At 29.7% G+C, this 13,752-nt stretch carries 15 protein-coding genes; 6 read left to right on the top strand and 9 right to left on the bottom strand.

What is annotated here, in order from left to right:
* Window positions 1-45: 45 nt before the first annotated feature.
* From ACJQQZ_RS09010 to ACJQQZ_RS09020, 3 genes are all read right to left on the bottom strand, one after another.
* Window positions 46-2,244, bottom strand: a complete 2,199-nt coding sequence (locus tag ACJQQZ_RS09010; protein WP_124228187.1) for a CDP-glycerol glycerophosphotransferase family protein — start codon at window positions 2,242-2,244, stop codon at window positions 46-48.
* Between the two features lie 188 nt (window positions 2,245-2,432).
* Window positions 2,433-2,843 (bottom strand): hypothetical protein, encoded by a 411-nt coding sequence (locus ACJQQZ_RS09015; protein ID WP_124228188.1) that lies wholly within the window; start codon window positions 2,841-2,843, stop codon window positions 2,433-2,435.
* A 417-nt stretch (window positions 2,844-3,260) separates the two neighbouring features.
* A complete protein-coding gene (locus tag ACJQQZ_RS09020) occupies window positions 3,261-3,596 on the bottom strand; it encodes a putative quinol monooxygenase (protein WP_107532948.1) in 336 nt (111 codons plus the stop codon).
* Window positions 3,597-3,781: 185 nt separating this feature from the next.
* Between ACJQQZ_RS09020 and ACJQQZ_RS09025 the strand changes: the two genes are divergently transcribed.
* Window positions 3,782-4,489, top strand: a complete 708-nt coding sequence (locus ACJQQZ_RS09025) for an SDR family NAD(P)-dependent oxidoreductase (protein ID WP_124228189.1) — start codon at window positions 3,782-3,784, stop codon at window positions 4,487-4,489.
* Between the two features lie 31 nt (window positions 4,490-4,520).
* Here ACJQQZ_RS09025 and ACJQQZ_RS09030 read toward each other — a convergent pair whose 3' ends face one another.
* Window positions 4,521-4,733 carry a hypothetical protein gene (locus ACJQQZ_RS09030; protein ID WP_124228190.1) on the bottom strand — a complete coding sequence of 71 codons (213 nt, stop codon included), beginning with the start codon at window positions 4,731-4,733 and terminating at the stop codon, window positions 4,521-4,523.
* A gap of 214 nt (window positions 4,734-4,947) precedes the next feature.
* Here ACJQQZ_RS09030 and lip point away from each other — a divergent pair, with 214 nt between their 5' ends.
* The gene (gene lip, locus ACJQQZ_RS09035; protein WP_124228191.1) at window positions 4,948-7,011 is read left to right on the top strand and encodes a YSIRK-targeted triacylglycerol lipase; all 2,064 of its coding nucleotides are present in this window, start codon (window positions 4,948-4,950) and stop codon (window positions 7,009-7,011) included.
* Window positions 7,012-7,056: 45 nt separating this feature from the next.
* On the opposite strand, the gene ACJQQZ_RS09040 is transcribed toward lip, so the two are convergent.
* The 3 genes from ACJQQZ_RS09040 to ACJQQZ_RS09050 are packed head-to-tail and all read right to left on the bottom strand — an operon-like array spanning window position 7,057 to window position 9,911.
* Complete coding sequence (locus ACJQQZ_RS09040; protein ID WP_002451605.1) at window positions 7,057-7,245, bottom strand: VraH family peptide resistance protein; 189 nt, start codon at window positions 7,243-7,245, stop codon at window positions 7,057-7,059.
* A gap of 37 nt (window positions 7,246-7,282) precedes the next feature.
* Window positions 7,283-9,163 (bottom strand): FtsX-like permease family protein, encoded by a 1,881-nt coding sequence (locus ACJQQZ_RS09045; protein ID WP_124228192.1) that lies wholly within the window; start codon window positions 9,161-9,163, stop codon window positions 7,283-7,285.
* Complete coding sequence (locus ACJQQZ_RS09050) at window positions 9,153-9,911, bottom strand: ABC transporter ATP-binding protein (protein ID WP_145506181.1); 759 nt, start codon at window positions 9,909-9,911, stop codon at window positions 9,153-9,155. Before ACJQQZ_RS09050 ends, ACJQQZ_RS09045 begins: the two co-directional genes overlap by 11 nt.
* Window positions 9,912-10,179: 268 nt before the next feature.
* Between ACJQQZ_RS09050 and ACJQQZ_RS09055 the strand changes: the two genes are divergently transcribed.
* The 4 genes from ACJQQZ_RS09055 (at window position 10,180) to ACJQQZ_RS09070 (ending at window position 12,592) form a co-directional block, all read left to right on the top strand.
* A complete protein-coding gene (locus ACJQQZ_RS09055) occupies window positions 10,180-10,560 on the top strand; it encodes an LptM family lipoprotein (protein ID WP_075778695.1) in 381 nt (126 codons plus the stop codon).
* Between the two features lie 14 nt (window positions 10,561-10,574).
* Window positions 10,575-11,213 (top strand): hypothetical protein, encoded by a 639-nt coding sequence (locus ACJQQZ_RS09060; RefSeq protein ID WP_124228193.1) that lies wholly within the window; start codon window positions 10,575-10,577, stop codon window positions 11,211-11,213.
* Window positions 11,214-11,240: 27 nt separating this feature from the next.
* Window positions 11,241-11,819 carry a signal peptidase I gene (lepB, locus tag ACJQQZ_RS09065; RefSeq protein ID WP_124228194.1) on the top strand — a complete coding sequence of 193 codons (579 nt, stop codon included), beginning with the start codon at window positions 11,241-11,243 and terminating at the stop codon, window positions 11,817-11,819.
* A 230-nt stretch (window positions 11,820-12,049) separates the two neighbouring features.
* On the top strand, window positions 12,050-12,592 hold the full coding sequence (locus tag ACJQQZ_RS09070) for a GNAT family N-acetyltransferase (protein ID WP_107532955.1): 543 nt from the start codon (window positions 12,050-12,052) through the stop codon (window positions 12,590-12,592).
* A gap of 112 nt (window positions 12,593-12,704) precedes the next feature.
* Here ACJQQZ_RS09070 and ACJQQZ_RS09075 read toward each other — a convergent pair whose 3' ends face one another.
* Both ACJQQZ_RS09075 and ACJQQZ_RS09080 read right to left on the bottom strand, forming a co-directional pair.
* Window positions 12,705-13,427 carry a DUF3169 family protein gene (locus ACJQQZ_RS09075; protein WP_124228195.1) on the bottom strand — a complete coding sequence of 241 codons (723 nt, stop codon included), beginning with the start codon at window positions 13,425-13,427 and terminating at the stop codon, window positions 12,705-12,707.
* Complete coding sequence (locus ACJQQZ_RS09080) at window positions 13,424-13,627, bottom strand: helix-turn-helix transcriptional regulator (RefSeq protein WP_002451597.1); 204 nt, start codon at window positions 13,625-13,627, stop codon at window positions 13,424-13,426. Before ACJQQZ_RS09080 ends, ACJQQZ_RS09075 begins: the two co-directional genes overlap by 4 nt.
* Between the last annotated feature and the right edge of the window lie 125 nt (window positions 13,628-13,752).

Raw genomic sequence — 13,752 nt, forward strand, 5'->3', positions numbered from 1 at the left:
TTCCCCCTATAAGTAACTTTAAATCTGACTTATAGGAGGAATTAATTAATTGTTTGTATTTTTAAATACTGCTTCTAATATATTTTCTGTACTATTTTTATTATCCTTATTCATTAATCTATTTTTAATGTTTGAATAATTAATTGATTTTATTTTTTGAATTTGCTGTGCTAATCTTTCTTCGTTTAATGAAGCAATAGGGAAGTATCCTAATTCAAATAAGTCAAAGTAAAATCCAATGTCGTCTACATAATCTTTTTGATCTTCTTGAAGTATAAATATAGGTTTATTCAAATGAATATAATCAAAAATTGTAGAAGAATAGTCAGTAATCATACACTCACTTAAAATATATAATTCTTGTATATCTACAAATTCGTTGTAAAAGCAATGAATGCGTTCACTCAATCCATTATATTTGGTACGAAGATTACTTTCATTAGGATGAAGTTTTACTATAATTTCATAGTTACTTGGTAAATATGATAATAATTCTGTTAACTTTAAATTAGTAATTTGATTTCTCTTTTCTTTTCTCCAAGTTGGACAATATAAAATATACTTTTTCTCATCATTTACTTTAAATAAATATTTTTGTTGAATTAATTGCTTTTCATTACTGTTATTATTATTAATCAAATATTGATTTCGAGGTGCACCGAATTCTAATGTAACTAAGTTTTTATTAGATTCTAATTTAAATGCAGAATTCAACAAAATAGTATTAATTTCAGATGATGTGATCAGAAAATCCCACTTCATCATACGTGGATTGAATGCATTGAATTGCTTTTCTCTCTCAATTTCATTATTTAAATCGCTCACCATTTTTTTTAAAGGAAAGCCATGCCAAGTTTGTACAAAAATCTGATCATTACCTTTATAAACTTTATCTAAAGAATTTCCATTCATAAATACATATTTGCACTTTCTAAAAATATTGACATAGTTATTACTACCAAAACGAACAGGGATGAGACCATACCTTTTTATTTCCATATCAACTAGTGAATTACCGGAACTAACATATATTTCCATATCCTTATAGGCTTTTTTAATAGCTAGAGCAATATATTTTGGATCACCACTAAAATTCTTACCATGAAATGACTCAATAAAAACAAACTTTCGATTAACTTGTATTCTATTTAGAGTTTTTATGCTTCTTTCATTATGATTTTTTTGATAAAAGCGTTTAACAATTTTATTTATGATTCTGCTTTTTAATACAAGTTTTATAAATTTGCTGTCTTTAAGGGTAGAAAAAGGTGTTCTTTTAACTTTGATTAATGACTGTTTATATAAATTTGAATATCTTTTTTTTACTTTAATAGTCTTATTTTGTGAATATTTTTCAATATTATTAAGTAAATTTACTTCGTATTTATTGTTTATAAATGTGTTTAATAATCTCTGATAATCTTTCAAACGATCACTATAGTTGTATTTATAATGTAAAATATTCTTTAAAATCAAACTATCTTTTAATATGTCTTTTGTAAGAAAATCAACAGCATTATATTCATTGTAAATATCTTTTAATACTTTATCATCACCTGGATAAATCAAAGCTTTATTACCGTTGGCAATGGTTTCTAAAATAGAATAACCTAACGTTTCATATGGTGAACTAGATATGTAAATATAACTTTTCGGTTCTTTTCTATTAATATAGATATGTTCTTCAAGGTTATAGTATCTAATTAAGTTTTTATACAATAATTCAGATGGACCATACCCAATAATATATAATTTGATATCAGAAACTATATTATTCTTTATTATATAATTAAAAAGCTTAATAACATAAGAAATATCTTTGATATTATCTTCAAATCGAGCTTTAATCATAAAATTACGTTTAGTATTAATTGGTTTTTCATTTAATTTAATATGTCTCGCATTAACATATTGGCTAAAAACATTGTGATATTTATATTTTTTTATAAAATGCTCTTTAATATTCTCAGTACTTACACGTACACAATCTATAGTTTCTAAAGAAAGGTCTATATCATCAGTTATATATTTTAAAGGGCCATGGATTTCTCCTACAATTTTAATATTATTATTGTGTGCTTTTATATTTCTTGAGTAATGGAAAAATGATTCCCTCGTTAGTATTACTATGTCCCCAGTTGATAAATTTTTATCAGAAACATAGTGATTTAGACTTAATAGTTTATTATCTAATCCTTCATGGATTAGTAACTTTACAATATCATCATAAAAAGTAATTTTCATTACTTATAATAACTAAAATTCAAAATTACATTAATGGGAGTTGTTGTTGTTTGAAATAAATATATAAAGTATAGATGAATGAAGTACAATTATTAGTAGAATTTAATTAAACATAATGATTGAACATACAAAAAGAAAGCGACTTATTCAAAATAAATGAATAAGACGCTTTCTTTTTGAAATTATATTTATTCTTTAGGTACATCTTTAAGATCGTATTTGCTTAGGTCAATTTTACCGGCATATTCTTGGTTTTGAGGTGTGTTGTTTTCGAAAACTGTCACTTTATTACTATTTTTATATACAGCGATGGTATTTAGACCACCTACGCCATCAGTGTTAAAATATGGAATTTCATAATAAGATCCTTTATCAGTAATATGACCAGTTGTTTTTAAACGTTTTGTATCGAAATCAAATTTTTTAGCGGCAATATTATAAGCATCATTGATTAGTTTTTTAGCATCCTTTGATTGTGCTTTCTGTGTTGTCTGTGCTTTTTCTTGAGTTTGTATTGTTGAAGCATGAGCAGGTGCAAATGACACGATAGATCCAGTTAAAGCTAAAATTGATAAACTTGTTAAGACTTTACGTTTCATAAAAAAACATCTCCTCTTTGTTTGTTTTTATTTCGTAATATTAACGTAACATAAATGTAATAATAATTTCTAGTGATTTTATAAATAAAATACTAAAATTTACATTTTCTTTATATATTAAACTTTCAATTAACAAAACATTATAATTATAATACTAATATTGATGTTGAAAACTTTGATTATGAGAAGAAAATATATAAATACGAGGCTAAATGACAAATATTATTATTAATATAAATAGTGTAGTTCAGTAAAACGAGATATAAGTAGGAAAATATCATGTAGTGATATGAATAATATTGAAATATATCATATAAGAATGTAATTTGAGAATATTAGACAAAAAGGCGACCTCTATATTAAATCCATAGAAATCACCTTTTTATGTCAGTTAGAAAATTTTATTGTGAAAATGAGTTATTTTTCAGTTTCGCTAGAATATACAATGTGTGTGTCTATACGTTGAGGAGTATCTGCTAATAATTCCATAATCTCATTTGTTTCGTCTTCAGTACTAGGTTTTGAGTAGTGATTGTCTTTAGCTTCATCACTTCTGAAAAATTCAAAGGCCAATAAAACATCGTTATCTTCATCTGAACGACATAAAACCCAATCGGTAGGATCATCGATGCCCAATTCTTCTAAATGTTTAGCCTTTAAACATAGATCGAATAATTCTTGACCTCTGCCTTCCTTAGCTTTCATTTTAATAACAACGCCAGGTTGGTTATAAAATAGTCTTTTATCTTCCATAATCATTACCTCCTTTTTTAGCATTTTAGCAGTTACATATAATAGAACATAATATATTGATTTATTTAAATTAGTGACTTTAATCAACAATTGAAATTTTATGAATAAAAGGAAATAATGTGATTTAAAAGTATCAATATTGTATAGTGGGATTAACAATAAGACAGATTAATAGGAGTATATATATGAGACAAAAAGTATTAATAACTGGCGCAAATAAGGGAATTGGTTTTGAAACGGCAAAACAACTAGGTGACAAAGGATGGACGATATTATTAGGTGCACGTAATGAAGAAAGAGGTCGTGCTGCCGTTAAGACACTCGAAAATAAAGGTATAACAGCTGAATGGATACAAATTGATTTAAATAATATTGATACCATACATGCAGCTGCTGATTATATAGCAACACAACATTCTGATTTGAAAGCATTGATTAATAATGCGGGTATTTCAGGCAATATGAACGCATCACCACTGGATGTTGAACTTGATGAATTAAAGGAACTAGCAAATGTCAATTTCTTTGGTAATTTCGAAATGATTAAGACATTTACACCTATTTTAGCTAAAAATCACGGCAGAATATTAAATTTAACGATACCTTTGAATCCTAATAGCTTTTTCCATCCATTTAGTTATATTGCAACTAAATCTCCATTAAATTCGATGATTAAATTATTTGGTAGACATTTTAAGAAAAATAAAATACCGGTTGAAATATTTGGTGTCATGCCTGGAGGTATTACGACAGACTTGAATAATCATCAAAAAGGATTTTTAATGCGTTCAGTAAATGAAGGCGCACAATCCATAGTAAAAGTACTAACAGACAATCATAATCATAATGGTAAAATTTTATTAAGATTGATGCCATTTAAAATATTCAAATAAAGGGACACCATCATATTGGTGCCCCTTTTTATTATTTAATAATGACATATGAAAGACCTGTTAAAGTAAGGGTCAATACAGTAGTTAAAATAACGATTGTTAAGATTTTTTCTTTAAACGATACAGGTTTCAATCCAATAAATACAGTTAAGGTAAAGAAAAATAAACTTGCTATTAAATAGAAGATAAAAAGTATAAATATAAAACCACTTGGATTATTGAATAACTCTTGATATTGATCCATGAAAGGAACTCCTTAAATTAGAAAGATATTTTCAATATAACAAACATAACCATTAATTATCTAATTTATCAATCTATATAGTATAAAATCAATAAAAAACTTTACTAAAATACAAATAAAAGATTAAAAACAATTAAAGATTATATGATAAAATTAATTAACAGTTATTTTTTTGAATCTATAAGTGAGGGAAATACTTATAGAGGTGATTTTTTTGAAAAATAATAATCCGAAAAGACAGTTTAGTATTCGAAAATTTACAATAGGTGTTGTATCAATTGTAGCTGGTATTACATTTTTTGTTTCAGAACATGACGTTCAAGCTGCTGAGCAACAATCCTCCCACTTATCACAAGAATTAGTTCTTTCTCACTCAAAACCTTCCGATCAAGAAGCTAATGTGTCTTCAAAAGAATCGGAAATCGACAAAAATATTAATAAAGTAGACGGCGCGCAGTCTTATTCTCAACAAAATGAGCAACAATCCTCAAAAGAAGACAATAAGAAAATGCCAAAATCAACACAAGCAGAACAAGTTGAAAAACAGGAGCAACCTGCTTCTAATCAGACGCCTAATCAGTCTTCAAAAGAGGCCTCCATTAATAATCAGGAAAGTCATAACAAACAGCAACTTAGTGATGACAAAACTTCTAATATCAAACCAGAAAAAATTGAAAAAGCAGATGATCATAAGCGTATTCAAGATCAGTATCAAGATAAAAACAAGCAGGTTAATAATAATCAATCTAACCATTCGCAATTAAATCAAAAAGAAAACCCTGATTCATCAAATCATAAACAACAAAAGCAACGTCTAGACGTTAAACCACAAAACGATAACCAACAATTACAATCTCAAAATGATGTAAAAGAAAAATTAGATAACCAGCTAATTGAGCAGAAAGATACCAAACAGCAAAGTACCAATCAAAGCAAAGACAACACAACTTCTGTAAAGTCATCTAGCCAGCAACAACCACATTCATTAAAGACGCAACCCCATTCAACTCCAAGTCAAAAAGTTAACACAAATACATCTACTAACCAAACACAACAGCAAACTACAAATCAGAATATTAAACCTAAAAATACAGATGAAGCTACTGTCAAAAGTAATCAATATAAAAATAAATATCCAGTAGTACTAGTGCATGGATTTTTAGGATTAGTGGGTGACAATGCACCAGCTTTGTATCCCAATTATTGGGGCGGTACAAAATTCCCAGTTAAGAAACGATTAGAGAAGCTAGGTTATGACGTGCATGAAGCGAGTGTCGGTGCTTTTAGTAGTAACTATGACCGCGCTGTAGAACTGTATCATTATATTAAAGGTGGAAAAGTAGATTATGGTGCAGCACATGCTGCTAAAACGGGGCATGATAGATACGGTAAAGTTTATCAAGGGATTATGCCAGATTGGGAGCCAGGTAAAAAGATTCACTTAATAGGTCACAGTATGGGAGGTCAAACGATACGTCTGCTTGAGCATTTTTTAAGACATGGTAATCAGGAAGAAATAGAATATCAAAAAGCACATGGTGGTGAGATTTCTCCATTATTTACAGGTGGTAAAGATAATATGATTTCATCAATCACAACTTTAGCTACACCACATAATGGCACACCAGCTGCAGATAAACTTGGGAATACTGATTTTGTAAAAGGTGTATTTAATAGAATAGGGCGCTTAAGTGGAAATAAATATTCTCATATTGATCTCGGATTTTCACAATGGGGATTCAAACAACGTTCAGATGAAAGTTACATTGATTATGTGAAACGAGTTGCAAATAGTAAGATTTGGAAGACTCAAGATAGTGCAGTCTATGATTTAACGACTGAAGGTTCTGAGAAGCTAAATCAGATGACATCACTTAATCCTAATATTGTTTATACATCATTCACAGGATTAGATACACATACAGGACCATTAGGTAATGAGAATCCTAATATTAGACAATTTTTCTTATTTGATTTAACAAGTAGGTTAATCGGTAGAGATGATAATGTAAATGTAAGGAAAAATGATGGTATTGTGCCAGTGTCGTCTTCATTATTTCCTACAAATCAAGCCGCTAAGACGGTAGGGATGACTTCTCCATCTACAGATAAAGGTATTTGGCAAGTCAAACCAGTGATGAACGGTTGGGATCATTTAGATTTTGTCGGATTAGATGCAACAGATTATAAACGTATAGGTGAAGAATTAAGTCAATTTTATTTAGGAATTATCAATAATTTAATTAGAATTGAAGAAATTGATGGTATAAAACATTAAAAAACAGTGTGTGCTCAATATTGAGCACACACTGTTCTACTGTATTTATTGCTTTTCGTCACGACGTTTTAAGACATAGGCGCCACCTAGTAATCCAATTGGGATACCGGCTATCGGTGTTAAAGCGCTACTTAATACTATAACGATTAACGTTAACATAATGACGTTGAATACATTGACGTTTAAGTTTTTCAAATCCTCGTATGACTGTTTAATTAAATCTTTAAATTTCATGATAAATCTCTCCTTATACTTTTTATTTAAATAATGACTAAATGGCTTTTTTAATAACTCGACTAGAATGTAAGAATCCTATTAGCGCAAATGCAAAGTAGACAATAGTGTACACAATCATCACGATAATGATGGTAGTGTATGACACGTTTCCTATTAATTTCATAAAAGCAATTGCAGCAAATAAGGCATGTAATAATGCGATAATGAGTGGTAGGCCAAAGTTGAAAATGATTTTTAAAGTTAGCCCTTTTAACATGTCATGATGAGTAAAGCCCATGCGATTTAATATACGGAAATGATCAATTTCATCTTCAGTTTCATCTATCTGTTTAATATAAATAATACAGCCCGCAGCAATTAAAAATGATAAACCGAGGAATGATGTCACAAATACTAAAATACCATTTGTCGCATCTAAGTCCTTTTTAATTTCATTTTGCGATTGAATATTAGGATCAATTGATTTTGCAATGTGTGTGGCTTGTTTCATGTCTTGATGATGGTCAAGACTAATGCCATATATATTGTGTGTGATATCAGCCGTCTTTAATTTATTAAATTCGGCACGACTGACTTCAATGGCTGGCATATTAGATGTGAGATCAAGTGGCAGTATTTTATTTTTATCCTCTTTAGTCACTTTAAAAGTTTGTTGTTGCTTACCTTTTACAGTTACCGTTTGATTAATATGAACCTCCATAATACCAGGTGTATTTTTCGTATTTGTAATAATTGCGTCAGTACCCTTTAGATTGTCGTTTGGTACAAGTACATTGTGTATTGCCATACTTTTACTATCATTTTTTAATGTCAAAACCTTATCTTCTACTGATTTAGGAGAAATGGATTCATACGTTTTGGTGTGATAGTCGATATGATTTTTCTCCAATTGTTTTTTTAATAATTGAGCTTGCTTTTCAGTTGTTAAGTTAAAATCTTGAGGTGCTATAGATTTAAAAGTATTGTTGCTATTTTCTTGTGTAATTGTGGCGAAGCAAAGTACAGAAACGGTAACAGCCGAAATAACTGCAATAATAGTTAGAGACATCGCATTTTTCTTCATTCTATGCATAATTGAAGCGGTGAATACGACATCTGTAATAGTGACATGGCCATGTTTAAAGTGTTTAATTGATTTAAAAATCAGTGACACAGTGCTTCGGAAAAATAAATAAGCACCTACGACAGTTAGAAATAATATAATAAATGGTGATGTCATAGATAGTGTTAATTGTTTAAATGTACCGAACATTTCTGTAGCCATGTAATAACCTAAAACAATCATCGCAATACCTAACAGTCCGCTAATTACTTCTAAAAAGGTAATTTTAACTTTAGTGGCCTCAGTCTGACGGCGGTCTTTCATTAAAGCTAAAATACTACGCTTTTTTAAGAATATATAGATTTGGAATAGGATAAGTGTAAATGCAATGATTAATAGCAATAATGTTAAAGATAAAGCCATAGGTTCGAAACCAATAGTCAATTTAATTGTTAAATGCATTAATTTTGATGCGATATACAATAAAAGTTGGGAACCAAATATGCCTATCATCACACCTAGTACACCAGTGATTAGAAATATTGTTAGTTGTTCAATACATAACATTCTTAATATATTACTACGTGTTAAGCCTATAAGTTGAAATAAGGCAAACTCTTGCGTACGCCTTTTAATAAATAAATGATTCGCGTACATCAAGAAAATCACGATAATGATAAATAGAAATACTGACCCCACGGAGGCGCCTTTTTTAATAATTGCCAAAGCATTGTTATTATTAATACTGTGTGTGAATTGCAAAGTGGTAAAGCTAAAATACAAGATAATACTTAAAAGCAATGAAAATAAATAAATACCATAGTGTTTGATATTCATTCGTAAATTTTTAAGTGTGATTTGATTAAATGACATGAGTCACACCACCTAAAGAAGATTGAAGTTGAATGATACGTTCATAAAAGGCTTGTTTACTATCATCTCCTTGGTTAATTTCAGAATGAATATTGCCATCTTTTAACATAATGACACGCTTTGCAAAGCTAGCTGCGACTGGATCATGTGTGACCATTATGATAGTGGATTGAAATTTTCGATTCATTTCTTCAAGACGATTTAATAAATCTTGTGCACTTTTAGAGTCAAGCGCACCAGTAGGTTCATCGGCGAAAATGATTTTAGGTTGATGTACGAATGCACGTGCAGCTGCAGTACGTTGTTGTTGACCACCAGATATTTCATTTGGATATTTTTGGCTTAAATCATAAATGCCTAAAGCATTAGTAACCTCTTTATAATATTGCTCCATTTCCTTCTTACTATGTTGTTGAACAGATAAAGGCAACATAATATTTTCCTTAACTGTTAACGTTGGTAAAACACTATAATCTTGAAAGATAAAGCCTAATGACGTCTTACGAAATTGTGCAAGTTGTTTATTTTTTAATTGAGTTATATTGTGACCGTCAACAATCACAGAACCACTCGAAATCGTATCAATTGAACTTAAGACATTTAGAAGGGTTGTTTTACCGGATCCTGATGGCCCCATAATGGCCACAAATTCGCCCTTTTCAACTGAAAAATTAATATCTTTAAGTGCTTGATATTGCTTCTTCTTACCATAAATTTTGGATAATTGATTGACCTGTAAGATTGACATGTTATCACTCCTTATTTGCTTATATCTTTATTTTAGAAGTGATCTGTCATTCTAGCCTTTATCTAATCTTACAAATCATCGCCCTAAACTTACAGCTTTGAAAGGTTGAAGTGGTTGATGGTAATCATTTGTGATATTTAAAAATACGTATAAAAAATTAGAATTAATCATTTAATTTTTGTAAATGTAATTGAAATAATTTATTAAGTTATGTAATCATATAATTAATTGGTTTTACATATTTATAATTTGAAAGGAGTATCTGTTCATGAAAAAGATTTTATTTTTAGTGAGCACATGTTTATTATGTTTAACTTTAGCTGCGTGTGGGGGTAATGGTGAACAAAAAGAGCCTTCCAAAGAAAGTAAAAAATCTGATAAATATGAATACGAATACTACGAAGTATTAAATGATGGTGATGAAGAAACACCAAATGTTGAAATCAAATATAAAGATAGTAAAGGGAAATCCCATTTAGAAAAAACAACTTTAGATCATGTTTACGAACATATCTTAAGTGACGGCAATAAGAAACCATATATGATTAAAGATGGTAAAAAAATCCATGTTTATCGTCCACCATATATGATGTACGGCGATGATGAAACAGAAGGTAAAGCAGTGTCTAAAGATGAAGTATCTAAATAAGTAGAGGTGAGTTTATGAAGCGTTTATTATGTAAATTTAGTTTAATAACCATTACGTTTGTAACGATCATGACAGTTGCTTTGTCTACTCAATTAGATGCGGCAAGTACTTCAGGTGGTTCTAGCTCTAGTAGTTCTAGTAGCTCATCATCTAGTTCGTCATCAGCTTCATCAAGAGGTGCTTCATCCACATCATCAAGTTCATCTATGAGCCGTTCAAGTGCAGCTAATGCGTCACGAGCAGCTCAACAATCAAGTCAACGAGCGTCTCAACAAGCAGCTAAATCGAGTCAATCTAAGTCAGCACAAAGCAAACAATATAAAAAGAACTCGAATACCAAATCTTTAGTAAGTCCAAGACGTCCTTATAGTTCAAGTGCAGCATATCAAACTCAATTTATGTCGACGTCATTTTATAATAATTGGTTATATTTGTATCTCTTTTCTTCCGCATCTCAAGCCAGTCAGGAAAAGAAAAATAATGTTCAATATCAAATGAACATGTTGAAACATCAAATGAAAGACCATGAAAAATTATATACAGTAACAGTTGATACGAAACAAGGGAAACGTGTTGTAGTTGTACCCAAAAAGCAATACGACAAAATTCAAAAAGGGCAACACGTCAAAATTAAAAATGGTGTTGTTCAATAAATAATCATTTATAGTTAAGGAGTTTCTATGGGAAAAGAAATAATCGAGTGGATTGTTGCATTAGCAATAGGTATTATTATCACTATCATTCTCACAGTATTTATCGGTACTTCTTATACTGTTTCAGGAGAATCGATGCATCCTACTTTTGAAGATAAAGATAAAGTGATAGTTAGTAAAATATCTAAGACATTGAATCATATTGATTCCGGTGATGTCATTATTTTTCATGCTAATTCTAAAAGCGATTATATTAAACGATTGATTGGTAAACCAGGAGATACGGTTAAATATAAGAAAGATCAATTGTATATTAATGATAAAAAAGTTAAAGAACCCTATTTGAGTGAAAATAAAAAGTATAAAAATGGTAAGTATTTAACAGAAGATTTTAATTCTAAAACACTTAATGGAGCGAATGGGAAGGCTAAAATACCTGAAGATAAATATCTTGTATTAGGTGATAATAGACAAAATAGTAATGATAGCCGATATAAAGATGTTGGTCTGATTGATAAAAAGCAAATTGTAGGTAAAGTGATGTTTAGGTATTGGCCTTTCGATAAATGGGAAAGTGGATTTAATCCAGGAACATTTCCCAATTAAGTATCAATAAAGGGTCTCTATCGTTGATTAAAACTTTGAAAGAAAGGTGAGTCAACGATAGGGACTTTTTTCGTGGATAAGTATAGATGTTGTGGATAAGTTTGAATTAACAATTCGATAAAACTGTGCATATCAAGGGTTGGAGATTGATTGTAAGTTATCCACAACGTGTGTTATTATGTTGATAATTAACAGAATTGTGTGACAATAATGTAAATGGGGTGTAAAGGATGTTTGGATTTAAAGTAAATGAAGACGTAACTTTAAAGATATTAGAAGAGAGAGAAGCGGATACATTATTTAATCTTGTTGATCAATCGAGGGCATATTTAGCAGAATGGTTACCATTTGTAGCTTATACTAACCAAGTTGAAGATAGTCGAAAATTTATTCAAGCAGCGTTACGCCAATTTGCCTCAGGTAATGGTTTTCATTGCGGTATATGGATAGAAGACCAATTGGTTGGTGTGATTGGATTACACTATATTGACAATGTAAACAAGAAAACATCAATTGGGTATTATTTAGGTGAAAATCATCAGAAAAAAGGCATCATGACACAGTGTACTAAAGCATTGATTGATTATGCATTCCATGAATTAAAGTTAAATCGTGTGGAAATTAGAGCATCAGTTGAAAACAAAAAAAGCCAAGCGATACCAGAACGATTAGGTTTTACAAGAGAAGGTCGACTGAGAAGCGATGAAAAAGTACAAGGTCAATTTACAGATAGTTTTGTTTATAGTTTATTAAAATCAGAATGGGAATCATAAATAGAAAAAGACTAGATAATTATTCGTTATACATTATATATTCAGTGTTTCGTTGTGAATATATGTGCATAATACATAAATAATTATCTAGTCTTTATTTATTTCAATCAGTCTACGATTTATAAAATTTACGAACTTTTGATAAATAACCAAAGGCATTATAGATAAATAAAATGATAAGAAATAACACACCCAATGTTTGGTTTATGCCAGTATTGATTGAGTGGACAGATAAAAAGACTGCAAAAATTATAATTAATACTAAATTGATATGGTAAGTCTTAAACATTGATGTTAGCGTTATATATCGTTCACCTTCATCCATTAGTGATAGTGTTTTCTCAGTGTAATTAGCTTCGCCTAATTTAGGATAGCGATTATCTATTTTACGTGCGTATAGTCCTATCATTATTGAGGGTATCATTGTAATCATATATGGAACTATAGAATAAAGTGTATAGATATCGCTAACATTACCGATTACAAGTGTGAATAAAAATAGTAAACTAATTAAAATTTGCAAGTAGTATATAAAACTAGCATTTATAAACTTTAGACTAGACTTTTCTTCAAAAATATCTTCATCTACATTGCTATTTGGTTCGTCTATTTTATTTTTTAAGTCAATGGAGTGTTTTAATTCAATATACAGAAATATCGTTAATATAATGTTAATTAATGTCGCAATGATGCAAGATACGATAATAAAATTTTGACTGGTAAAATGAGTTTTATCAAATATACCAAGGTTATGAAGTGTTGGTATTAATAAACCAGCGATACCACCTGCGATTCCACCTATAATCATAAGTAATAGATAGCGTCCTACTTTCATAAATCTTCCTCCTCGATGATAAAGATACTTTCTACGGGTTCATTAAATATACGAGCAATTTTTATAGCTGTAAGTATAGAAGGTGTGAAGTCATTACGTTCTATCAAAGAAACGGTTTGCCTTGATATACCAGCTTTCTTAGCTAATTGAGTTTGATTATATCCATCTCTTGCTCGTAATTCTTTAAGTCGATTTCTCAAGTTGATCAACTCCTTAATATTAATGTATATGATAAACGTCATTTTGACAAGTATATTTGTCAAAATGACATATATGTTGTATATTACATATATCAACGAAATATAAATATATTCAAAAGAGGTGG

This window comes from Staphylococcus sp. KUGN1, from assembly GCF_045984185.1.
Taxonomy (GTDB): domain Bacteria; phylum Bacillota; class Bacilli; order Staphylococcales; family Staphylococcaceae; genus Staphylococcus; species Staphylococcus warneri_A.